This window comes from Clostridium sp. (assembly GCF_051650885.1).
Taxonomy (GTDB): domain Bacteria; phylum Bacillota; class Clostridia; order Clostridiales; family Clostridiaceae; genus Clostridium.
Genome location: NZ_JBOFRG010000113.1, coordinates 1 through 25,542 on the forward strand (window position 1 = coordinate 1; position 25,542 = coordinate 25,542).

Sequence of the window (25,542 nt, forward strand, 5' to 3'; positions counted from 1 at the left end):
AGTATTAGTCATAGATAGTATGAGTAAACTTTTAATAAATTAATACTATGTGATATACTAAAACTAACTACAAATATAATTTTAACATTAAAATGGAAAGGAAGAAACAAAAATGGAAAAAATATCAAACATAGAACCAAAAGAAGTTTTTAGTTATTTTGAAGAGATATCAAAAATACCAAGAGGATCAGGAAATGAAAAAGAAATAAGTGATTATTTAGTTTCATTTGCAAAGAAATTAGGATTAGAGGTTGTACAAGACGAGACATTAAATATAATAATAAAGAAACCTGCAACTAAAGGATATGAAAATGCTCCAGGAGTTATACTTCAAGGGCACATGGACATGGTTTGTGAAAAAAATAAAGGAACAGAGCATGACTTTTTAAAAGATCCAATAAAGTTAAGAGTTGATGGAGATAATATTTTTGCAACTGGAACTACTCTAGGAGCTGATAATGGAATAGCAATGGCTTATGGAATGGCTGTACTTGCAAGCAATGATATAGCACACCCTGCTTTAGAGTTATTATTAACAGTAGATGAAGAAACAGGAATGACTGGAGCTATGAACATTAATAAAAAAGATGTTGATGGTAAAATTCTATTAAACCTTGATTCAGAAGAAGAAGGGGAATTACTATTAAGCTGTGCAGGTGGAATAAGAAGTAAATCTGTAATAAAAGTAGAAGAAGAAAATGTAGAAGCTTCATATACTGCTTTAGAAATAAAGGTAAGAGGTCTTAAAGGTGGACACTCTGGAATGGAAATAAATAAAGGACGTGGAAACTCTAATAAATTAATGGGAAGAATCCTAAAAGAGTTATTAGGTAAGTTTGACATAAGACTTTCATATGTTGAAGGTGGTTCTAAAAATAATGCAATTCCAAGAGAAGCTGATGCAATAATTCTTGTAAAAGAGTCAGATGTACAAGAAGTAAAAGCTATGGTTTCAAAATTAGAAGAAACATTTAAGCATGAGTTAAAAGTACAAGACCCAGATGTTAGTGTAGAAGTAACAAATGCAGAGGCTAAAAAGATGTTTACTAAAGATGTAACAGATAGAGTAATAAATCTTTTATACCTTTACCCAAATGGTGTAAACACTATGAGCAAGAGCATGCATGGATTAACTGAAAGTTCAACTAACTTAGGTGTTGTTAGCACAGAAAATGGAGAAGTAATCTATGACAGTGCTATAAGAAGTTCAGTAGGTTCATTAAAAGATGAAATTACATTAAGAGCACAAACCGTTACAGAGCTTTTAGGTGGAGAATTTACAACAAATGCAGGATATCCTGAATGGGAATACAATGCAGATTCAAAAATCAGAGAAATCTGTGTAGATGTTTATAAAAAAATGACTGGTGAAGAGCCAAAGCTTACAGCAATACATGCTGGAGTTGAATGTGGTTTATTTAAAGAAAGATTAGGAGACTTAGATATGATAAGCTTTGGTCCAAATCTTTATGATGTACACACTCCAAATGAGCATATGAGTATAACATCAGTTCAAAATATATGGAAATACTTAATAGAAGTACTTGCAGAAATTAAGTAATAAAAGTAAAGCACTAGAAAATTGATAGAGATTTTCTAGTGCTTTTTTCTTTTTAGAAAATATTTTAGAAAAATTAATTACATAATGAATATTATTGAAAAGGTGAGAGTATATATGAATATAGAGATTTGGATGGGAGGGGAAAAATGAGATACACAAAGTATAACCACAACAATAGGCGAGGTGGAGGCGGAAGAAGAGGAGGAGGAAACAACTTCTTTTTAATAGGACTAGCTATATGTATTCCACTTGCAATAGGAATTGGAATGATTTTTGGACCGATGATTTTTAAACAAGGTGATGATGGTGGGGCAGAGGAGAAGAAACCACCAATCACAGATGAAAGTGGAGCAGGAGAAAAAAAGGATGATAATACAACGCCACCACCAACAGATAAAGTGGAAAAAGAAGAGGGTGTAGAAAAAGAAACTTTCTTCATAGTTCAATGTGGTGTATATGGAAAAGAAGAAAATGCAAAAACTGCATTAAAAGAAATACCAGAAACCTTTAATAAGTTTGTTTCAAAAGAAGGAGATAAATTTAAAGTCATAGCAGGAGTTTATAAAGAAGAGAAAGCAAAGCAAAAAGCAGGAGAGTTAGATAAAGCGAAAATAGTTAATGTAAAAATAAGAACTGAAATACCTAAAAAAGATGATAATGGAATGAAAATTTCTAAAATTGTAGTTGCATATATAGATATACTTGAAAAGTTTGAAAATAAGGATACAAAAAGTATAAATTTAGAAGAGTTTAAAAAATGGACAGAAGAATTAAAAGGAACAGATGGTAATGAAAGTGAAGAAGTAAAAAAATTAAAAGAACATATAAAAGCATTGCCAAAGGTATTAGAAAGAAAAGATGTTCAAAAATCTGTTGAATTTTTATACAATATCTTAAATAAATACAGAGTTTAAAATAAATCTTAAAAAAAAATTAAATGAAGTAAAGCCACTTGTTAAGGTGGCTATAAAATGATAAACTAATTAAGGTGTAGTATATAGATAAACTGCACCTTAAATTGCGTTTGAATAATATTATTGATGAATAGAAATACTATATTATTGTTAATAATATTAAATAAGCAAATATTTAGGAGGAAACTATGGATTTTATATTAGCTTCAGCTTCTGAGAGAAGAAAAGAGCTTTTAGGAAGAATTATTAAGGAATTTACTATAATAGAAAGTAGCTTTGATGAAGATACAGTAGAATTTTCTAACAATCCTAAAAGTTATGTTGAGGAACTAGCTAGAAAAAAAGGAGAAGCTATATTAGATAATGTAAACGAAGATACAATAATAATATCAGCAGACACAGTAGTTTCATTAAATAATAAGGTCCTAGAAAAGCCAAAGGATGAAGAAGATGCATTTAAAATGCTTAAAACATTAAGTGGAAATGTGCATGAAGTTTATTCAGGGGTTTCAATTTACAATACAAAAACAAAAGAAAGAATAACAGATAGCCTAAAAACAGAAGTTAAATTTTCTAGTCTTACAGATAAAGAAATATGGGATTACATAAAAAGTGGTGAGCCACTTGATAAGGCAGGGGCATATGGAATTCAAGGATTAGGTGGAGTTTTTGTAGAAGAAATTAAAGGATGTTATTATAATGTGGTTGGATTACCATTAAATAAAGTAGCAAAAATTTTAAAAGAAATTCAAAAATAAACATGGGGGGTATTCTAAACAAGGAGTAATTTTTTTATGAAGAAAGAAACTATAAAAGTTTTAGACATACCTGAAGGTGAAAGACCGCAAGAAAAATTGATTAGTTTTGGAGCAGAAAGTCTCACTGATGCAGAGCTTCTAGCAATAGTATTAAGAACTGGAATTAAAGGAGAAAATGTAATAACCTTAAGCCAGAGAATAATATGGGAGCTTGGTGGATTAGATGGAATACTAAATGCTTCATTAGAAGACATAAAAAAAATCAAAGGAATAAAAAATTCAAAAGGTACAAGAATTTTGGCAATTGTAGAAATTGCAAGAAGACTTAAAAGCCTAAGGAATTTAGAGAAAAAGAAGATAGCAAAAGCAGAAGACATAGTAGATTTTCTTTATCCAGAGATGTCATCACTAAATCAAGAAATTCTAAAATTAGTTGTTTTAAACACTAAAAATGAAATAACAAGAGTTAAAGATGTATTTAAAGGTAGCTTAAATTCAGCTATTGTACATCCAAGAGAGATATTTAATGAAGCGTTAAAATCTAGTGCTGCTTCAATAATTATATGCCATAATCATCCTTCGGGAGACCCAACTCCAAGTAAGGAAGATATCATGATTACTAAAAGATTAAGTAGTTGTGGTGAAATGTTAGGGATAACTCTAACGGACCACATAATAATTGGGAACAATAGATATGTGAGTTTAAAAGAAAAAGGAATTATATAACTGAAAGGGGAATAAACAAAATGGGATTTTTCGGAACAAGCAAAGACATGGGAATAGATTTAGGAACAGCAAATACACTTGTATTTGTAAAAGGTAAAGGTGTAGTTTTAAGAGAACCATCAGTTGTTGCTATAAATAACACTACAAGAAAACCATTAGCAGTAGGAACAGAAGCAAAAATGATGATAGGAAGAACTCCTGGAAACATAGTTGCTATAAGACCATTAAGAGATGGAGTTATTGCTGACTTTGATATTGCACACACAATGATAAAATCATTAATAGAAAAAGGTGCAAGTAAAAGTGCATTTAAAGCACCAAGAATAATCGTATGTTATCCATCAGGTGTTACTGAAGTTGAAAAGAGAGCTATTGAAGAAGCTACAAAACTTGCAGGAGCTAGAGAAGTAGTTCTTATGGAAGAACCAATGGCAGCTGCAATTGGAGCAGGACTTCCAGTAAGTGAACCAACAGGAAGCATGATTGTTGATATCGGTGGAGGAACTACTGAAGTTGCTATAATTTCACTTGGTGGTATAGTTACTAGTAAATCATTAAGAGTTGCTGGAGATGAATTAGACCAATCTATCATTGGATATGTTAAAAAAGAATTTAACTTAATGATTGGTGAAAGAACATCAGAGCAAATTAAAATGGAAATCGGTTCTGCATATGATGTAGATGGTGAAAATAGAATCATGGAAATCAAAGGAAGAGATATGATAACTGGTCTTCCAAAGATTGTTGAAATATCAGAATCACAAATTAGAGAAGCGCTTAAAGAACCTGTATATGCTATTATTGAATCAATAAAAACGACTCTAGAGAAAACACCACCAGAATTAGCTGCAGATATTATGGAAAAAGGTATCATGTTAGCTGGTGGAGGAGCAATGTTAAAAGGTTTAGATGAATTAATAACTAAAGAAACTAACATGCCAGTTCACATTGCAGAATCTCCTTTAGATTGTGTTGTTTTAGGTGCAGGAAAAGCATTAGAAGACTTCGACAAGATAAGCAAGGAAGATAGATTATAGGAATGAGAGTTCGTAAAAACAAACTGGCAGTCACTGTTGTAGTGCTGTCAGTTGTATTTTTAGGATTAATATCATGGAGCTTTAAAAGTTCAGAAAAAGATATAATAGCAAGTGGGGCTGGAGCGGCGTTAAATCCGATTCAAAAAATAACATATACAGTAAATTCTAAAATAAAAGGTTTCGTAGATCTTTGTTTAAACTTTACAGAAGTTAAGGATCAGAATGTTAAACTAGAAGCAGAAAATGCACAACTTAAAAATCAACTTTTACAGTACTCTGGTTTAGCAAACGAAAATGCACAATTAAGAAAAGTATTAGACTTTAAAAATGAAAATAGTGAATATAAATATATAGCTACACACATAATAGGTTATAGTGGTGGAAATATACTTAATGGATATGTAATTGATCAAGGTTCAGATAGTGGAATTAAAAAAGGTTATGTTGTAATTGCACCAAATGGATTAGTAGGTCAAGTTACTTCTGTTGGTTCAAACTGGTCAATTGTTAAGAGTATTTTAAATGAAAATATTGCAGTAGCAGTTAAGATTCAAAATACTAGTGATAATACAGGAATTTTAAGAGGAATTAGAGAAAATCAAAACCAAGCATTAGCTAAGGTTGAAAATCTTCCTATGAACTCTACAGTTAAAGTTGGAGATACAGTAGTTACTTCAGGACTTGGTGGAATTTATCCAAAAGATATACCAGTAGGAACTGTTGAGACTGTTACAGATGATAAAATAAACATCATGAAAACTGCAACTATTAAACCAGCAGTTAACTTCAATCAAGCTGAATATTTATTTGTAGTTGTTCCAAAAAATACTCGTGAAATAAACTACAATAATTAAGAGGTGAAGGCATGAAAAGAGTAATAATAATTTTAATATGCATAATCCTTTTAATATTTGATAATACAGTGGCACCTTTCTTTGCAATAAAAGGTGCCTTCCCAAGTTTATTATTCGTATTTGCAGTAGCATATTCATTAGTTAATGAACCAAAGGAAGCTGTTTTTATAGGGGTACTTAGTGGGCTACTTCAGGACATATTCTTTAATAATGCAATAGGAATAAATGCATTAACAAATATGCTTATATGCCTTTTAGTAGCATATATAGGGAAAAGCGTATTTAAAAGAAGAAATATTGTACCAGTAGCAACTATGTTTGCAATGACTATTTTAAAGCATTTAGCAGTATTTATTATATTTTATATAATGCATTATCAAGTTGATTTAAGTAACATAATATATGTTGCCATATACAACTCAATAATAATGCTTATAGTATATAGATATGTTTTCAAATTTTCTAAACAAAAAGTAAGTTTGAGGAGTAAGTGGAGGCTTAGATGATAGTTAATAAACCAAAGAAGAAGAAAAACAAAAGGTTCTCTAGGTATACAGTATTCAAAGTAATAATGGGAATAATTTTCGCAGCTATAGGTGCAAGACTTGTTTATATACAAATAATTGAGCACACGTATTACAAAAATATAGCTAGCGAAAATGCAACCAGATTTATTGAAGAAGACGCTCCGAGAGGAGAAATCTTAGATAACCAAGGAAATGTTTTAGCAACTAATAGAGATATCTATAATCTAACTTACACAGAGCCATCAGTAGGGCAAGTTGATTTCTATCAAACGATTGATGAGGTATTCAGAATTATAAAAGATAATAATGATAAACTTGTTAATACAATGCTTTTAAAGATGGATTCAAATGGTGATTTATATTATGGATATGATACAGATATTGAAAGTTCAAAACAATATGAAAAGATAAGATTCCTTAGAGATGTAGGTATGAATGAACAGGTTCAAACTAAGCTTTATGGAGATGAAATTCAAGCATTAAGTCAAGAACAAAAGAATGCAATAAATGATGCATTATTAAAAGTAACACCAGACCAAGCGTTTGATTACTTAGTAAAAGCTTATAATATTATAGGTCTTATAGAGCCAATGCCAAATTCACCTTCTAGCAATGCAACAAGAAAAGAAGAAGATGAGTATAAAACTCAAATGAAGGCTTATAATGCACAAATGGCAATTTATAATAAAATGACTGGAGCACAGCAGTTAGATTTATTACTTAAAAAGGGCTATACAAAGCAACAAATAATGAATTATATCATTGTTAAAGATGAGATAAAAATGCAAAGTTTTAAAGGGGAAAGAACAGTTACTATTGCATCTAATATTAAAAAGAGTACTGCCTTTGATGTTTATCAAGAACTAGATAGACTTCCAGGAGTAAATGTTCAAATGCAACCAGTAAGATATTATCCTTACAATAATTTAGCATCATCAGTAATTGGATATTTAACTCCAATTAGTGGAACACAACAAGCAGAATATGAATTACAAGGATATAATGTAAGTACAGCTTTAGTTGGAGCATCAGGAATTGAAGCTTCATATCAAGAATATTTAAGAGGGCAAACCGGAGGGCAAGTTGTTAAAGTTGATGCACAAGGAAGAACAACAGCACAATTAGACACAATAGATCCGTACCCAGGGGACAATGTTCACTTAACTATTAATAAAGGTGTTCAATATGCACTTCAAGAATCTCTTAAAAATACAATGGCATATGTAAGAGCTACACAAAGAGATAACTTAGGTGAAGGGGATTATGGATTCCCAAATGCAACAAGAGGAGCAGCTATTGTTGTAGATGTTCATAATGGTAATATCTTAGGAATGGCAAGTTATCCAAACTTTAATCCAAACCTTTTTGCAATACCAGGACAGCTTACAAAAGCTCAATACAATGAATATTTTAATCCTAACTTAGAAAAGTTTGGAGAAAAAATAGCAACTGAACCAGGGGTTACAATGTCAGTAAATCAAATGTTCCCAAAAGGTCCAGATGGTCAAAGACAAGATAAATATAACCTTTATCCAAAACCATTCTACAACTATGCAACAATGGGGGCGATTCCTCCAGGGTCAATATTTAAGCCTATGACTTCTACGGCAGCAATGCAAGAAGGATTATATGCACCAGGAGAATATGTTGATTGTCCTGCTAAGTTTAATATGTACCCACAAGTATTTGGTAAGAGCTTCGCACCAGAAGGATGGTATGGAAGAATGACTGGTCAAGGATTTGGACCAATAACTCTTCAAACTGCACTTGAAAGATCAAGTGACGTATTCTATTATGAAATGGGATATAGATTATATATGCATGCTCTGCAAACAACTAAGCTTAAAGGACAACAAGCACAAATATATGCTTTAAACTCTTTAGCTAGATGGGCATGGCAGTTTGGACTTGGACATAATCCAGATCAACCTACAGATGAGCCAACAGGAATTGAAATTCCTGAAAACAACTATGGGCAAGTGTATGATTTCCAAAGTTTTAAAGCAGATACAATCCTTTATGCTAAGTACAACTTAAATGCATTCTTAGTAAAAGGACAATACAATGCATTAAACTTTTTACCAATATCACTTGGAACAGAAGCTAAGGATTCAGCAGAAGCTAATAATCTTAGAGATACTATTAAAAATCAAGTTAATACAAGATTAGAAGCAGTAGGAACAAGTAATCCACAACCAGATGCAAATGCATTTTTTGCACAGGTTTATCCAAATGTATTAAAATTAATGCAAGATTCAGCGACGTATCAAGCAGAATTTAAAGCGTATAAGGATAAAAACCCAAATGCAAGTATAGAAAATCAAGCAAGACAAGTTTCAATTACAATTGCAAACTTTACAATAGAACAACAAAACCAAATGCTTTCACCAGCACAGCTTATATATGCAGCTATAGGTCAAGGAATAAACCACTTTACACCTATACAACTTGCATCTTATGCAATGGCAATAGCAAATGGTGGAACAAGATATAAATTACATTTAGTAAGTGAAGTTACAAGTCCTTCAGGGCAAGTTGTTCAAAAGACTGAACCTCAAGTACTAAATAAAATACCAATGAACCAAAGTACTATTGATACAATTCATGAAGGAATGAGATTAGTTACTTCAGGTTCAAATGGAACAGCAGTTGCATCATTTGGAAACTTCCCAATAGCAACAGCTGGTAAAACAGGAACAGCCGACGTATCAGCAGACCAAAGATCATATGGAAGAGCTCCATATGCAACGTATATTGGTTTTGCACCATACAAAAATCCACAAATTGCTGTAATGGTAGTTATGTATGATGGAGCTATGGCGCAAATGGTAGCAAAAGCAGCTTATGAAGCATACTTTAAGAATGAACTTATTAAGATGGGATATAAATCTGCAAGTTTCACTCAATATGTTTTAGATGCACCAGCTGATAACTATCCAGGAAGTCAAAAAGCTAATGAAGAAATGGCTAAATTAAGACAACAAGATAGTGTTGGTGGAGAAATTACTCCAAGCAATTAATTAAGAAAAAATTAATTTACTTAAAAAATCCGTAGAAATTTATATTTTCTACGGATTTTTTCTTTTGTATTTGAATATTTATGATAGAATATTAAATGTAATAAAATTTTTTGAAGTAATTATGAAAAATAAGACATAAAAAGGCTAAATATAGATTAAATAATTATTTTATGAACATATAATATAAAATAAAAGGGAGATACAAATGATAGTAAATAAGCCTAAGAAGAAGAAAAAGAAAGTATCTAGATATAACTTAGTTAAATTTATAATGATTGGTGTTTTTACGTTAATAGGAATAAGAGTACTTTACATTCAAATCTACAAGCATAGCCACTATAAAGAAGTAGCTACAGAAAATGCAACTAGATTTATAGCACAAGGAGCACCAAGAGGAAATATTTTAGATGATAAAGGAAATGTCCTTGCAACAACTAAAGAAATATATAATATTACATATACAATGCCTTCGACAGGCGAGAAGAGTTTTTATAGCACTATGGGAAGAATCTTTAACATTTTAAAAGAGAATAAAGAACCATTAGAAGATGATATGATGTTAAAGATGGATGACACGGGGAAATTTTATTTTTCATATAAAAGTACTTCTAGCGAGGCTCAAGAGTATGAAAAAATAAGATTTTTAAGAGATAGGGGAATGAATGAGAAGGTTCAAGTTAAATTGTTTGGACCAGAGAATAGAGAATTAACAGATGAAGAAGTTTCAGAAGTAAATAAGGAATTATTAAAAGTAACACCAGAGGAAGCCTTTGATTATTTAGTTAAAACTTATGGAATAATTTCATTGATTTGTCCAAAGCCAGAAAAGCCAGAGGGAACTTTATCAAAAGAGCAAAAGGCGACTTATGACAAAGCATTAGGTGACTATAATTTAAAAATGCAACAATATAGAGATATGAGTGGCGCAGATGAATTAAAGCTTTTATTAGAAAAATATTCATTAAAAGAAATAAGAGATTTTGTAGTAGTAAAAGATGCCATGAAAATGCAAAGTTTTAAAGGATATAGAGCAGTAACTATAGCAAACAATATAAACAAAAATACTGCATTTATTATTTATCAACAATTAAATGAATTACCAGGAATAGATGTAGAATTAGAGCCAGTGAGATATTACCCATATAACAATTTAGCATCATCCGTTTTAGGATATGTATCGCAGATAGATAGTTCTTTAAAGGATGAATATGCTTTAAGAGGATACGATGTTTCAACAGACTTAGTTGGAAAAGCTGGAATTGAAAAAGCATATGAAGATGAACTTCGTGGAACACAAGGTGGAAAAACAGTTAAAGTAAATTCACAAGGAAGAATAACAGAAAGTTTATTTAATTTAGAGTCTTATCCAGGGGACAATGTTCATTTAACAATAGATAAAAATGTTCAATATGCAATGCAAGAGTCATTAAAGGATACAATAGATAATATAAGAAACAATATAAAAGATAATGCAGGGCATACGTTCCCAAATGCAACAAGAGGAGCAGCACTTGCAGTGAATGTAAAAACTGGAGCAATTATTGCCATGGCAAGTTATCCAGATTATAATCCAAATATTTTTGCAATACCAGGTCAATTAAATGAAAAAGAATATGAAAAGTACTTTAATCCAGACCTTGAGACCTTTGGTAAAAAAGAGGCAGCAATCCCAGGCGTAACAAAAACAGTAGATGAATTATTCCCAAAAGATAAAAATGGTAATAGAGAAGATAAATATGATTTATATCCAAAACCATTTTATAATTATGCAACCCTTGGTACATTACCACCAGGTTCAATCTTTAAACCTCTTACAGCAATAGCAGCACTAGAAGAAGGGGTAACAACACCAGATGAACTTGTAAATGCAACTGGTATATTTAATACACATCCAGATGTGTTTGGTAAGAGTTTTGCACCACAATGTTGGATATATACAGATTCACATGGTTCACATGGACCTACAAATGTTGAGAAAGCACTTCAAGTATCGTGTAACTTCTATTTCTATGAGATGGGATATAGACTATATGAAAAAGCACTTAAAACAACTGATTTAAAAGGACCAGAAGCACAGATATATGCTTTAAACTCATTAGCAAGATGGGCATGGAAGTTTGGACTTGGACATAATCCAGACGGGCAGTCTAACCCAAGTACAGGACTTGAGATTCCAGAAAACACAAATGGGCAAGTTTATAACTTCCAAAGTTATAAAGAAAATGCTATACAGTTCTCTAAATTTAATTTGAACAATTATTTAAGCACAGGAGATTATAGAGGTATCTACAAATTTGCACCATTTGATTTTGCAGAGAATAAAGAAGATTCACAGGAACTTGCTAATTTAAAGGTACAATTAAAAACTACTATAAATAATAGATTAAATGCAGTAGGAACAAATGAAAAAGTAGCTGATTACAATGAATTCTATGATGAAGTTTATCCAATAGTGAAAAAAATAATGGAGATTTCACCAAGTTATAAAAACAGTCTAGAAAATTATGAAAAGAACAATAAAAATACAAGTATAGATGCACAAGCTAAAACTGTAAGTACAGTAATAACTCAATTTACAACAAGAGATGTATCGGGAGAGATTATGTCACCAGCACAGCTTGTATATGCAGCTATTGGGCAAGGTATAAATCATTTTACACCAGTGCAACTTGCATCTTATATATCGACACTTGCAAATGGAGGAACACGATATAAACTTCATTTAGTAGACGAAGTAACTACTCCAGATGGTAAGGTTATACAAAAAGAAGAACCACAAGTTTTAGAGAAGTTAAACTTAAATAAAGCTGATTTAGCAGCTGTAAAAGAAGGAATGAGAAGAGCCAACGATTCTGAAGGAGGAACAGCAGAATCAGTATTTGGACATTTTCCAATTGAAACAGCAGGTAAAACAGGAACAGCAGATTATGCAGAAAACCAAAGAGATTTTGGTAGATCTCCATATGCAACATATGTGAGTTTTGCACCATTTAATGATCCTGAAATTGCATTTGTAGGTGTAATTTATGATGGAGGACATGGTGGATATACTGCAAATGTTGCAAGATCAACTTATGAAGCGTACTTTAAGAATGAACTTGAAAAGATGCATTATTCATCACCAACTTTTACAAAATATGTACTAGATGCACCTAAGGATAATAATCCAGGTAGTACTGGTGGAGCTGAACTTCAAAAACAAAAAGAAGAAGTTAAACAAGAACAAAAACAAATAATGAATGAATTTGGAACGAATTAAAAAATAGTTAATAAAAAGTTATTCTAAAGCAGACAAAAACTGCTAAAGAATAACTTTTTTTTGCAAAATTTTAAAATAACTATTCATTATGCAGAAAAAATATGGTAATATTATTAATAAGATGTTAATAAATAATGAATTAAAGAGTGTATAATAGATTATATAAGAATCTTTTTGAAGAATGGAGAGTAGTATGATAGTAAACAAGCCGAAGAAAGAAAAAAAATCAATGTCAAGATTTATGATTATGAAGTGTATTACTGGTGGGATTTTTTCAGTTATAGCTTTAAGAATGCTATATCTGCAAGTGTACAAGCATAATTATTATGTAGATAAAGCTAAGGCAAATGCAGTTAGATTTGTTACAAAGAAGACTCCGAGGGGAGAAATTAAAGACAATGAAGGAAACATCCTTGCAAGTAACAAGCAAATATATATTTTAAGATATACAACTCCATTAGAAGGTAAATATAATTTTTATGATACTATGGGAGAAGTTTTTAAGATTTTAGAAGAAAATAATGAAAAGCTTCTAAATGATATGTTATTAAAATTGAATGAGAATGGAGAACCTTACTTTGAGTTTAAGAGTACAGATACAGAAAATCAAATTGCCGATAAAGTAAGATTCTTAAAAGATAGAGGAATGAATGATTACTTCAGAAGAAAGCTATTTCCAGATGAAGAAGGAGATTTAGAAGATAAACAATTAAAAGAAATCGAAGAAAAATTAGAAAGTGTAACACCAAAGGAAGCATATGCTTATTTAATCAAATCATATAACTTAATTGAAATGGTGGATTCAAAGCCAGTTAAAAAAGAGGGGAAATTAACAAAAGAAGAAAATAATAATTATAAGGCTGAAGTTGCATCCTATGATGAAAGAAGAAAAGCTTATAATAAAATGTCAGGTGAAGAACTACAGGCGATAATAGAAAAGGAATATCCAATTGAAATAGTAAATAAATACTTAATTGTAAAAGATGCAATTAGAATACAAAGTTTTAAAAACTATCGTTCAGTAACAATTGCAAATAACATAAAAAAAGAAACAGCTTTTACAGTATATCAAAAGTTAAATGATATGCCTGGAATAGACGTTGATATGGAGCCAGTTCGTGATTATCCATATGGAGATTTAGCATCAGCTGTTTTAGGTTATGTATCACCAATAGATAGTTCTTTAAAAGCAAGCTATGAATTAAGAGGATATGATGCATCAACAGATCTAATAGGAAAAGTTGGTATTGAAAGTGCTTATGAAAATGAATTAAAAGGAACTAAGGGTGGAAAAACTGTTAAAGTAAATTCTGAAGGAAGAGAAACAGAAGAATTATTTAAGCTAGAATCTTACCCGGGAAATACTGTTCATTTAAATATAAATAAAGATGTACAATATGCACTTCAACAATCTTTAGAAGATACAATAAAAAAGGTACAATCTTCAACAACAGATAGTAAAGGTCATACATTTAAAAATGCAACAAGAGGTTTTGCTATGGTTGCAGAAGTTAAAACAGGAAAAATAATAGGGATGACAAGTTATCCGGATTTTGATCCTAATATGTTTGCAATTCCAGGGCAATTGCCATCAGATAAAATAAAGGAATATTTCTCACCAGACTTACAAAAGTATGGTGAAAAAATAGTAAAAATGCCAGGAGTAACGAAATCAGTTGATGAATTATTTCCAAAAGATAAAAATGGAAATAGAGAGGATAAATATGATTTATATCCAAAACCTTTTTACAATTATGCGACACTTGGAACATTACCGCCAGGATCTATCTTTAAGCCTATGACTGCTATTGCAGGGCTTGAAGAAGGTGTAATAAGTCCTTCAGAGAAGATTATGGCAGGAGGAGTATTCCAAAATAGACCGTCAGTATTTGGAGGCGGATTTGCTCCAGCTTGTTGGATACATGCAAATGGTGGTGCTCATGGACCGACTGATGTATCAAAGGCTTTAGAGGTATCTTGTAACGTTTATTTCTATGAAACTGCATATAGATTGTATGCAAAAGCATTAAATGAAAATAAAAATCTTTCAGAAGTAGAAGCTAAAAAGAAGGCATTAGATAGTTTAGCAGAGTGGGCTTGGAAGTTTGGACTTGGAAAAGATCCAAAGAGTGAAGGAAACCCTTCTACAGGAATTGAAATAGAAGAAACAACATTAGGACAGACATATAACTTTGAATCTAATAAGCAAAATATAATAAGCTTTGCAAAGTTTGAGTTAAACAACTATTTATCAACAGGAAGATATTTAAATGAAGCATTTGTACCATTTGATTTTGCAGCAGATTTAGGAGATTCACCAGAACTTGAAAAAGCAAAGGTTGATTTAAAGGCTAAAATATCAGAAAGACTTCAGATTGTAGGAACAAATGAAACAGGAATGACTACTGAAAAGTTTAGTGAATATGTTCTTCCAGATGTAAGAAATATTATGAATTTATCAGATAAATATAAAGCTAATTTAGCTTCAAACCAAAATACAAGCGTTGAAGAGCAAGCTAAAAAGGTTTCTATGGTAATAGCTAGATTTACAGTTAATGATAAGATAGTAAATATAATGTCACCAGCTGAAATTATATTCTCTTCAATAGGGCAAGGTATAAACCAATTTAGTCCACTTCAATTAATGTCATATATAACTACTATTGCAAATGGTGGTACAAGGTATTCATTGAATCTTGTAGATAAAGTTACATCAGCAGATGGTAGAGTACTAAAAGAAGTGAAGCCTACAGTTTTAAGTGAGTTTAAATTAAAAGACAGTACGATTAAAGCTGTAAAGGCAGGGATGTCTAAAGCCAATGATGGAGATCAAGGAACAGCGGCATCAACATTCGTAAACTTCCCAATTCCATCAGCAGGTAAAACAGGAACAGCTGATTATAGTAATACTCAAAGAGAGTATGGAAGATCTCCTTATGCAACATATGTGAGTTTTGCACCAGTAGAAAATTCAGAAATTGCCTTTGTTGGAGCAATTTATGATGGAGGACATGGAGCATATACAGCACCGGTTGCAAGAGCAGCTTATGAAGCATACTTTAAGGATATTCTACAAAAAGATTTCCCAGGATATGTTCAAAATTCTGAGAGCTTTAAGAAGTATGTTTTAAATGCGCCAAAGGACAATAAAGAAGAAAAAAAGACAGAAACGGATAAAAATGAATAAAAAATAACAAAAAGAGGGAATGAGTAAAAAAATTCCCTCTTTTTTTCATAAAAATTAAACGAAAAGTTAAAGTAATATGTAAAAAAATAAATAATAATGATATAATAAAAAAGATAAATAATAAAAATAAAGAAATTTATAAAAATGTAAAATAATGTATTATTTAACTTCGGAGGTAGAGTTTTGCAAGATGGAATAGTTATAAAAGGAAATGGAAAAGGTCTTATTGCAGATATAGATATGAATGTATATAAAGATTACAATGAAATGTTTAATGACCTTATGGAAAAATTAGCAAAAGGAAAGAAATTTTATACAGGAATTTCTTTGGCTATAAGTATAGATTTAAATATGATAACAGAAAAAGAAATTATTCATTTGCAAGAGAAACTAAAAGAAGAGATTGGGATAAGTGAAGTTATTTTAAATACGAAGGAAGAAAATGTAAGTGAAGAAAAAAACAAAGTGTTTTCGGGTATTTATGAAGGGAAAACAAAATTTTTGAGAAGGACAGTGCGAGGTGGCCAATGCATAAGCTATAATGGAAATGTAGTTATAATTGGAGATATAAATAGTGGCGCAGAGGTTAAAGCAACTGGTAACATAATAGTTTTAGGAAGTATAAAAGGAACTGTTTTTGCAGGTGCAAATGGAAATGATAAAGCGATTATAGCAGCATTTTCACTGCAACCAGAAATTTTGAAAATTGCAAATAGAATTGCAATGTCACCAGATTCAGAAAAACCTACATACCCAGAAGTGGCAAAGATAAAAGATGGCATGATAACAGTAGAGCCATATTTAGAGAATAAATATATGTATTAGTGGAGGGATTAAACAAAATGGGAGTATCTATAGTAATTACATCAGGGAAGGGTGGAGTTGGTAAAACAACAACAACTGCAAACCTAGGAACAGCACTAGCATCCATTGGCAAAAAAGTAGTAGTAGTAGATGGTGATACAGGGCTTAGAAATTTAGATGTATTAATGGGATTAGAAAATAGAATAGTATATACAATCATAGATGTAATAGAAAACAGATGTAGATTAAAGCAAGCTTTAATAAAGGATAAAAGATTTGAAACTCTTTATCTTTTACCAACAGCACAATCAAAGGATAAGGACGATATAGACACTAGAGATATGCTTAGAATAGTAAAAGAACTTAAAGATGAGTTTGATTATGTACTAATAGATTCACCTGCAGGTATTGAAAGAGGATTTGAAAATGCAGCAGTTGGAGCTGATAAAGCAGTAGTTGTAGTAAATCCTGAAATAACATCAATAAGAGATGCTGATAGAGTTATAGGAAAGCTTGATGCAAAAGGTTTAACAGACCATGGAGTTGTGGTAAATAGATTAAATCAAGAAATGGCTCAAAGAGGGGATATGTTAGGAGTTAATGACATTATAGAAGTTTTATCAGTAAAACTTTTAGGTGTAGTTCCTGATGATAAGAGAGTTTCAGTTTCAACAAACAAAGGAGAACCAATAGTTTTAGATGGAGAATCACAAACGGGGAAAGCATTTAAAAACATAGCAAGAAGATTAAATGGTGAAGAAGTTCCAATAATGGACTTTACAGAAGAATCATCAGGGTTCTTCGGAAGTTTAATGAAGCTTTTCAAGCGTAAATAGGAGGCTTTAAGGATGGGAATTTTTAATTTTGGAAAACAAAAGCCAAAGGAGATTGCAAAGGATAGACTTAAGCTTATACTTATTCACGATAGAGGAGATTTACCAGAAGAAACACTAGAAAAGATAAGAAATGAAATATTAGCAGTTATTACTAAATATATTGAAATTCAAGTTGATGATGTAGATATATCAGTAAGTAAGAGCGGTATAGAAGAAGGTGAGGGGCCATCTTCTTTAATAGCTAATATTCCAATAAAAAATATAAAAGGTAGATAAAAGATAAGAAAGGTTGAAATAGAAAATTCTATATACAACCTTTTTTTATTGGAGTTTTATTAAAATTTTATTATTTTTTGTAGTGTAGGAGTATTTTTTATAGAGAATGAGAAAATAATGATATATAATAGACTAGTATTACGAAAGAGTAGTTAAACTTTTAGGAGGTGGAGATTCTTGCTCAGACGAGATTTATTATTTGATAGTGGAACGACTAAAAGAAATAGATTAGATTTTAAGAAGATAAGAGATATAGATAAATTGCTTTTAATTTCAACAATAGTACTTATATTATTTGGAATACTTAATATCTACCTTTGTACGAAGGGAGATTATGGTCTTTTATATGGGAAGAAGCAATTTATATGGATGCTTATATCTATGGTTGCACTTTACATATTTGTATCTATAGACTATAGATTTTTCTATAATTATGTACCTATATTTTATTGGGCATCAATAGTATTACTTATAATTACAAGATTTATGGGAACAGTTGTAAACGGTGCTAGAGGATGGCTTAAATTTGGACCAATTTCTCTGCAACCATCAGAGATTGCAAAGGTTGCAATGATTATGATGCTTGCAAAATGTTTAGAGGAAATGGATTTACAAATTAATAATATAAGAAATTTAGTAAAGCTATGTATATATGCAGGTATTCCAATGGTGTTTATAATAATTCAGCCAGATATGGGAATGACAATGGTTTGTTTCTTTATCGTACTTGGAATATTCTTTGTAGCAGGTCTTGATAGGCGTGTGTTTATTGGAGGGTTTGCAGCACTTGTAGTTGTGGTAACTATAGTTTGGAATGTAGGACTTATTCAAGATTACCAAAAAGCAAGGGTAACATCATTCCTTCATCCAGAAGCAAATGCAACCACCACAGGATACCACTTAAGTCAATCACTTATTAGTATTGGGGCAGGTGGAGTATTTGGAGATAGACCATCACTTTATAATGATGGAACAACAGGATATGCAGCACAACACGTTCCTGAGGTTCAAACAGACTTTATATTTGCAGCAATTGCAGAACAATGGGGATTCTTAGGAGTAGTATTCTTACTTACTATGTATGGAATCCTAATAACTAGGATGATAAATATAGCAAGGTCCGCAAAGGATGTATTTGGCTCTATTATCGCAATAGGAATAACAGCTTATTTCCTTTTTGCCATATTCCAAAATATTGGTATGACCATAGGATTAATGCCGATAACAGGTATAACTCTTCCATTAATTAGTTATGGAGGAAGTTCACTTTTATCAATTGTAATGACAATAGGATTGGTTCTTAATATAGGAATGAGAAGAAAGAAAATAAGATTTTAGTATAAAAGACATTTCAAAGTAATTTGAAGTGTCTTTTTTTCATAAAACAAAGAAATTTTTAATATAAATAAAGGGTAAAGATAAGGAGGGAGAAGCGTGGGATATTATAGAGGAGAATATGAGGAATACTACAGGAATATTAGGATGAATGCAAATGGAAGAAGTTCTTACACAAGAGGTGGAGGCTATGGCAATGAAAGGACTGCTGTAAATAGAGGAAGCATGTATGGCAATAGAGGAAATGGACAAAGAGGTGGAAATAAGAATGGAAGAGAACATGTATTTGATTTTCTAAAGCTCTTAGGGATACAAACAGTTGCAATATGTGCTATAGGAGCCATAGTGTATGGAAGTGGAATGATAAAGGATGTAAATGCTAAAAAGGTAAATGAAACAGTAGTTAAGGTTATTAAAAGTGATTATTACTTTGGTGAAGATAAATTTATTAATGAAATGAAGGCTAAGGTATTTAATAATAGTAATGTTATAGAAGGGATTGAAAAAGATAAGGCGACAAATACAGAAGAGGAAAAAGTGAAAGAGGTAGAAGAAAACAAGGAAATCACTTTAGAAAGTCTAGGAATGATAGTGCCAACTAATGGTGCAAATAAAAAGTTAGAGGATGGAAAAATTCAGATTAAAGGTGAAAAAGGTATATTTTCAACTAAGTCTGGTGAGATAACATATGTTAAGGATGGAAAAGTTATAATAAATCATGGGGAAAGATTGGAAACTGTTTATGAAAAAGTAGGCTCAGTAGAAGTTAAGAAGGGCGATAAAGTAGAAGTTAACGAGAAGATTGGAGTTAACGATAAAAAGGGAGAAGGAGTTATATTTTATGTATTAAAGGATGGAAAGATACAAAATATAAAACCTTAAGACATAGCAATTAAATGTTGAGGTGAAAATGAAAAAAACAGTAAAATCTTTATTATTAGAGGGAGCTTTATTAATAATTGTAATGTCTTTGAGTAGGAGTGCATTTATTGCAGTCATATCAGTAATTCTTCACGAGGCATTACATATTTTAGTAGGAAGACATTATGGGTGTAAGCTATATGATGTAAAGATAGCGTTAACAGGTGCTAGTGCAAGTCTTTCGGATGTAGATGATTTAAAGGATATGGAAAAGCTTAATTTATATATAGCAGGTCCAATGTTTAATTTATTTGTATTCACCTTTGCCTTTTGTATAAATAAGGGGTTAGATAATGAAATTTTAAGAATGATAGGGGATATAAATCTTGGAATTTTTATGTTTAATATAATTCCTGTATATCCTTTAGATGGGTCAAGGATTCTAGAAATAATATTATCTAAGATTGGAACTTTTAAAAAGGCAAGAAGCATTATATCAAATATAAGTTTTATTTTTGCAGGGGGATTAATTTTAATTTTTCTTTTTTTCCTATTTAAAGGTTCTGTAATTATAGGATTGCCGCTTATAAGTGGCTTAGTGATATATTCCACATATATTGAGAAAAAAGCAGCTATTTATATAATGATGAAGGACCTTTTTAGAAAGGGAGCACTTATAGAAAAGTATGAGTATATAGAAAATAGAAGTGTATCTGTTTCTTATAATAGTAGTTTGTTAAATTTACTTAGAATGCTTGATAAAAATAAGTTTAATATTTTTTATATATTAGATGAAGAGTTGAAATTTTTAGGACAGATACGAGAGGATGAAGTTATAGAAGGTTTAAAAGAATTTGGAAATATTAAAATAAAAGAGTATTTAATTTTAAAAAATAGAGATACTAGTAATGAAAGCTATCTATAGAATATCTTTCAAATTGAAACCATTAATTTCCACTAAAAGGCTCTTAGAAGAATTAATATAAGCTTACGGGTTTATATATTTCTTTTAAGGGCTTTTATTTTGCGAAAAAATAGAAGAAAAAATATTTTTGTGCTAGAATAAATAAATATGTAAGAATAAAACTTAAAGATTAGAGGAGGACTATGATTCATGAATAAAATTTCTGATAATATCTTATGTAGAGTTGAAAAACCATCAAGATATGTTGGTGGAGAGTTAAATGAAATAGTTAAAGATTTAAAAGATATAGATTTAAGGTTTGCATTTTGCTTTCCAGATGTATATGAAGTAGGAATGTCTCATTTAGGAACAAGAATACTTTATCATACAATAAATACTAGAAAAGATACATATTGCGAGAGAGTTTTTGCTCCATGGCCAGATATGGAAGAAGAACTTAGAAAAAATAATATTTCACTTTATTCACTAGAAACAAAAACACCGTTAAAAGAGTTTGATATGCTTGGATTTACTCTTCAATATGAAATGAGTTACACAAATATATTAAATATGTTAGACATGTCAGGAATTACTATAAGAGCATCAGAAAGAAGAGAAGATGAACCAATAGTAATGGCAGGAGGACCTTGTGCATATAACCCAGAACCATTATATGATATTATTGACTTTTTCCAATTAGGAGAAGGTGAAGAAATGATGGATGATGTGCTAGAAGTTTATAAAAAGTACAAAGGGAAAAATGATAAAAAAGGTTTCTTAAGAGAAATATCTAAAATTGGTGGTATATATGTGCCTTCATTATATGAGGTTTCTTATAATGAGGATGGAACAATAAAAGAGTTTAAACCAAAGTATGAAGATGTTCCAGCTACTGTTAAAAAGAGAATAATAAATGATTTTGATAAAGTAGAATATCCAACAGAAATGGTAGTTCCTTATAGTGAAATTGTTCATGATAGAATAGTTCTTGAAACTTTTAGAGGATGTACAAATGGATGTAGATTCTGTCAAGCTGGTATGATTTATAGACCAGTAAGAGAAAAGACTAGAGATACACTTGTAAAACAAGCAAGAGAAATGGTTGAAAAGACAGGATACCAAGAAATTTCACTTGCATCTTTAAGTACATGTGATTACTCAGACATTCAAAACCTTATAAATGATTTAATAGAAGAACATGAAAAGAATAAGGTTGGAGTAGCATTACCTTCAATAAGAGTAGATGCATTCTCAGTAGACTTAATTAAAGAAATCCAAAAGGTTAGAAAATCAGGATTAACTTTTGCACCAGAAGCTGGTTCACAAAGAATGAGAGATATAATAAACAAAGGATTAACTGAAGAGAAAATATTAGAAGCTGCTAAAAGTGCTTTTGAAGCAGGATGGAGCAGACTTAAGCTTTACTTTATAATAGGTCTTCCTTATGAAAACAGAGAAGATTGTGCAGCAATTGGGGAATTAGCACAAAAGATTGTGGATAAATATTTTGAAGTACCTAAGGATGTAAGAAACAAAGGTCTTAGAGTTACAGTTAGTACATCAATACTTGTACCAAAAGCATTTACACCATTCCAATGGGCAGCAATGGAAAGAAAAGAAGAGGTTATTGAAAAGATTAAAGCAGTTAAATATTCATTAAAATCACCAGCAGTAACTTACAATTACCATGAGCAAAAAACTTCTTACTTAGAAGCAATATTTGCAAGAGGAGATAGAAAGCTTTGTGATGTTTTAATAAAAGCATTTGAAAAAGGATGTAAGTTTGATGGATGGAATGAATATTTCAAGTTTGATACATGGATGGAAGCTTTAAGTGAGTGCAGTGTAGATGGAGATTTCTATGCATTTAGAGAAAGAAGCTATGATGAAATACTTCCATGGGACTTCATAAACATAGGAGTAACTAGAAAATATTTAGAAGTTGAAAATGAGAAAGCTAAGAAAGCAGAGCTTACACAAAACTGTAGAAAAGGATGTACAGGATGTGGAGTTAACGTAAACTTTAAAGAAGGAGAGTGTTTTGAAGGTGCGATACTTAATAAAATACACTAAAGAGGCAGATATAAAATTTATATCACATTTAGACCTTTTAAGAACTATACAAAGAGCAGTAAGAAGATCAGGACTTCCTGTTCACTATTCACAAGGATTTAATCCACATATGGCAACATCAATTGCACAACCTTTATCAGTTGGAGTATATTCAGATGGTGAATATATGGATTTAATATTAGATGAAGAAGTGGATTTAGAAGAAATTGTAGAGAAATTAAATGAAGCTTCAGCAAGAGGTGTTAGATTCAGTAAAGCTACATTTATTCCAGCACCAAAGCAAAATGAAAAGAAGGTTCCTCAAGCTATGGCATTAATTGATGGAGCTAGATATATAATAAAGATAAAATATTCAGACATGAAAAACTTTAGTTCTGAAATGAAGGCGCTAGAAGAAAAGAGTGAGTGGAATATAGTTAAAAGATCAAAGAGATCTGAAAATGAAGTTGATATAAAGCCAATGGTAAAAGAAATGAAGTACTGGGAAAAGGAAAAGGTCGGTGTTTTCAATATTTTAATTAGTGCAGGAAGCCGTGAGCATTTATCAGCAGACCTTTTTGTAGAATTAATAAAAAGAGAAACTACAAACGCTTTAGAAGATGAATTTGTAGAAATAAAAAGAGAAGAAATGTATTGTTTAAAGGGTGAAATGTTAGTACCTTTATATGAATGTATATAGGAAGTGGATTATAAATGAGAGAAGTATGTATTGAAAGAAGCGAGAACCTTTTAAGAGTAGCAGTTCGTGAAAATGGTGTTTTAGAGGAATGTTTTATAGAAGAGAAAAATGATGAGCCAGTAACATCAGAAATTTATAAGGCAAGAGTTAAAAATATAGTACCTGCAATAAACTCAATCTTTTTAGATATGGGTCTTCAAAAAGAAGGGTATATGTATTATAGCGATGACCTTAAAAAATTAAACATAAAAAAAGGCGATGAACTTTTAGTAGAAGTTTTAAAAGAACCTTTAGGAGATAAGGGAGCTAAGGTAACTCATAAGGTTAGTATTCCAGGAAAGTATATTGTTCTTTCAAAAGGTGAAGGAAAGATAGAATTTTCTAAAAGAATAACTGATGAAATTAAAAAGAAGTTAATTTTAGCAGAGTTAGAAGTAATAGAAGGTGTTAATCTAACAATTAGAACAGAAGGACAAAATGTATCAGTAGATGTTTTAAGAGCAGAAGCTAATAGATTAAAAGGGATTTATGAAAAACTTCTAAAGAAACTTAATTACAGCAATGTATGTGAAAGAGTTTTTGGTAAAAAAGCTGCTTTAAGTAAGGTTATTATAGATAACATTACAAAAGAAGATTTAAAAATATATGTTGATAATGAAGAAGATGAAGAGTTTATAAAAAAATTCTTAGATGAAGAAAATATAATTATAGAAAAATATGAGGGACCTAGAACACTTTTTGATTATTTAGATATTGAAAAGGAAATACTTAAGCTAAGACACAATAAAATAAGCCTTCCTTGTGGTGGGAATATAGTTATAGAAAAAACTGAAGCTATGTTTGTTATAGACATAAACAGTGGAAAGAATACAAAAGAAAGAAATCTTCAAAAAACTGTTTTAACAACTAACATGGAAGCAGCTAAAGAAATTGGAAAACAAATAATGCTTAGAAACTTAAGTGGAATAATAGTTATAGATTTCATTGATTTAAGAGATAAAAATGATAGATTTAAAGTAATGAAAGAACTTAAAAAAGCCTTAAGTAAAGATGGGGGTAATTCTAAAATATTCCCATTTACAGAGCTTGATTTAATACAAATTTCAAGAAAAAGAAGAGGAAAAAGCATTTATGATAGCATAGAAGAAAAATGTACTTTATGCAAAGGAACTGGAAATGTTTTAAGACTTACTTATGTAGAACAGCTTATAAAAAATGAAATTCTAAAATCATTAGAAGAAAATACAATAAAAAGCTTTTACATTGAACTTGATTCAAGTTATAAAGAAAGAGTACAAGGTGATATAGTAACATTCTTAAAAAATATAGATGGTTTAGATAAAGAAATATATTTAAATTATGTTGATGGAATAGATGGCTATAAAATAGAGCCTATAATCTTCTTAAACCAAAGGGAAAACTTGAAAAATTACCTAATAAAAGGTGTAGAAAAATATTAAGATTATTCTTTACAAAAAATGTAGTTTATGATAATATGATTTAGTAAACCGCACGCGAATGGGTTTTTTATTAAACAAAGTTTTCTTTGTACCCACAGTGGCGAGACCGTTATGAGGAGGTGTTTTAATGTACGCAGTAGTAAAAACAGGTGGGAAGCAATACAGAGTTCAAGAGGGCGACGTATTATTCGTAGAAAAATTAGAAGCTGAAGTTGATTCAACAGTTGAATTAACAGAAGTATTAGCTGTTGGTGGAGAAACTTTAAAAGTTGGTACTCCAGTAGTTGAAGGAGCTAAAGTTGTTGCTAAAGTTGTAGCACAAGGAAAAGCTAAGAAGGTTACAGTTTTCAAATATAAGCCTAAGAAAGATTATAGAAGAAAAGCTGGACACAGACAACCTTACACTAAAATCATGATAGAAAAAATCGAAGCATAATCTATGATTAACGCAAAGATTTATTCTAAAAATGA

At 30.8% G+C, this 25,542-nt stretch carries 20 protein-coding genes; all 20 read left to right on the forward strand.

All coding sequences use genetic code 11. The features are described 5' to 3' along the window. Window positions 1-112 precede the first annotated feature (112 nt). The 20 genes from ACRC28_RS05495 (at window position 113) to rplU (ending at window position 25,507) form a co-directional block, all read left to right on the forward strand. Window positions 113-1,561 (forward strand): aminoacyl-histidine dipeptidase, encoded by a 1,449-nt coding sequence (locus ACRC28_RS05495; RefSeq protein ID WP_438542445.1) that lies wholly within the window; start codon window positions 113-115, stop codon window positions 1,559-1,561. 146 nt (window positions 1,562-1,707) lie between these two features. Continuing rightward, the gene (locus ACRC28_RS05500) at window positions 1,708-2,475 is read left to right on the forward strand and encodes an SPOR domain-containing protein (RefSeq protein ID WP_438542446.1); all 768 of its coding nucleotides are present in this window, start codon (window positions 1,708-1,710) and stop codon (window positions 2,473-2,475) included. A gap of 188 nt (window positions 2,476-2,663) precedes the next feature. Further along, the gene (locus tag ACRC28_RS05505) at window positions 2,664-3,233 is read left to right on the forward strand and encodes a Maf-like protein (protein WP_438542447.1); all 570 of its coding nucleotides are present in this window, start codon (window positions 2,664-2,666) and stop codon (window positions 3,231-3,233) included. Between the two features lie 36 nt (window positions 3,234-3,269). Continuing rightward, complete coding sequence (gene radC / locus ACRC28_RS05510; RefSeq protein WP_438542448.1) at window positions 3,270-3,959, forward strand: RadC family protein; 690 nt, start codon at window positions 3,270-3,272, stop codon at window positions 3,957-3,959. A gap of 20 nt (window positions 3,960-3,979) precedes the next feature. Further along, window positions 3,980-4,996: a rod shape-determining protein gene (locus ACRC28_RS05515; RefSeq protein ID WP_438542449.1), complete on the forward strand. Its 1,017-nt coding sequence runs from the start codon at window positions 3,980-3,982 to the stop codon at window positions 4,994-4,996. Window positions 4,997-4,998: 2 nt separating this feature from the next. Beyond that, window positions 4,999-5,850: a rod shape-determining protein MreC gene (gene mreC, locus ACRC28_RS05520; RefSeq protein ID WP_438542450.1), complete on the forward strand. Its 852-nt coding sequence runs from the start codon at window positions 4,999-5,001 to the stop codon at window positions 5,848-5,850. An 11-nt stretch (window positions 5,851-5,861) separates the two neighbouring features. Continuing rightward, window positions 5,862-6,356 carry a rod shape-determining protein MreD gene (gene mreD / locus ACRC28_RS05525; RefSeq protein WP_438542451.1) on the forward strand — a complete coding sequence of 165 codons (495 nt, stop codon included), beginning with the start codon at window positions 5,862-5,864 and terminating at the stop codon, window positions 6,354-6,356. Then, a complete protein-coding gene (locus ACRC28_RS05530) occupies window positions 6,353-9,397 on the forward strand; it encodes a penicillin-binding transpeptidase domain-containing protein (RefSeq protein WP_438542452.1) in 3,045 nt (1,014 codons plus the stop codon). The genes mreD and ACRC28_RS05530 overlap by 4 nt, the downstream gene beginning before the upstream one ends. Window positions 9,398-9,602: 205 nt before the next feature. Next, a complete protein-coding gene (locus tag ACRC28_RS05535; RefSeq protein ID WP_438542453.1) occupies window positions 9,603-12,656 on the forward strand; it encodes a peptidoglycan D,D-transpeptidase FtsI family protein in 3,054 nt (1,017 codons plus the stop codon). Between the two features lie 193 nt (window positions 12,657-12,849). Beyond that, window positions 12,850-15,843, forward strand: a complete 2,994-nt coding sequence (locus ACRC28_RS05540; protein WP_438542454.1) for a penicillin-binding transpeptidase domain-containing protein — start codon at window positions 12,850-12,852, stop codon at window positions 15,841-15,843. Window positions 15,844-16,026: 183 nt separating this feature from the next. Then, window positions 16,027-16,668 (forward strand): septum site-determining protein MinC, encoded by a 642-nt coding sequence (minC, locus tag ACRC28_RS05545; protein WP_438542455.1) that lies wholly within the window; start codon window positions 16,027-16,029, stop codon window positions 16,666-16,668. A 17-nt stretch (window positions 16,669-16,685) separates the two neighbouring features. Then, complete coding sequence (gene minD, locus ACRC28_RS05550; protein WP_438542456.1) at window positions 16,686-17,483, forward strand: septum site-determining protein MinD; 798 nt, start codon at window positions 16,686-16,688, stop codon at window positions 17,481-17,483. Between the two features lie 12 nt (window positions 17,484-17,495). Then, complete coding sequence (gene minE / locus ACRC28_RS05555) at window positions 17,496-17,759, forward strand: cell division topological specificity factor MinE (RefSeq protein ID WP_438542457.1); 264 nt, start codon at window positions 17,496-17,498, stop codon at window positions 17,757-17,759. Window positions 17,760-17,936: 177 nt separating this feature from the next. Beyond that, complete coding sequence (gene rodA, locus ACRC28_RS05560) at window positions 17,937-19,097, forward strand: rod shape-determining protein RodA (RefSeq protein WP_438542458.1); 1,161 nt, start codon at window positions 17,937-17,939, stop codon at window positions 19,095-19,097. A gap of 96 nt (window positions 19,098-19,193) precedes the next feature. Continuing rightward, window positions 19,194-19,976, forward strand: a complete 783-nt coding sequence (locus tag ACRC28_RS05565; RefSeq protein WP_438542459.1) for a hypothetical protein — start codon at window positions 19,194-19,196, stop codon at window positions 19,974-19,976. A 28-nt stretch (window positions 19,977-20,004) separates the two neighbouring features. Continuing rightward, window positions 20,005-20,880: a site-2 protease family protein gene (locus ACRC28_RS05570; protein WP_438542460.1), complete on the forward strand. Its 876-nt coding sequence runs from the start codon at window positions 20,005-20,007 to the stop codon at window positions 20,878-20,880. Between the two features lie 189 nt (window positions 20,881-21,069). Next, complete coding sequence (locus tag ACRC28_RS05575) at window positions 21,070-22,932, forward strand: TIGR03960 family B12-binding radical SAM protein (RefSeq protein WP_438542461.1); 1,863 nt, start codon at window positions 21,070-21,072, stop codon at window positions 22,930-22,932. After that, window positions 22,907-23,611 carry a TIGR03936 family radical SAM-associated protein gene (locus tag ACRC28_RS05580; RefSeq protein ID WP_438542464.1) on the forward strand — a complete coding sequence of 235 codons (705 nt, stop codon included), beginning with the start codon at window positions 22,907-22,909 and terminating at the stop codon, window positions 23,609-23,611. The genes ACRC28_RS05575 and ACRC28_RS05580 overlap by 26 nt, the downstream gene beginning before the upstream one ends. A 14-nt stretch (window positions 23,612-23,625) precedes the next feature. After that, window positions 23,626-25,071 (forward strand): ribonuclease E/G, encoded by a 1,446-nt coding sequence (locus ACRC28_RS05585; RefSeq protein ID WP_438542462.1) that lies wholly within the window; start codon window positions 23,626-23,628, stop codon window positions 25,069-25,071. Window positions 25,072-25,198: 127 nt separating this feature from the next. Further along, window positions 25,199-25,507, forward strand: a complete 309-nt coding sequence (gene rplU / locus ACRC28_RS05590; RefSeq protein WP_438542463.1) for a 50S ribosomal protein L21 — start codon at window positions 25,199-25,201, stop codon at window positions 25,505-25,507. Window positions 25,508-25,542: the final 35 nt, after the last annotated feature.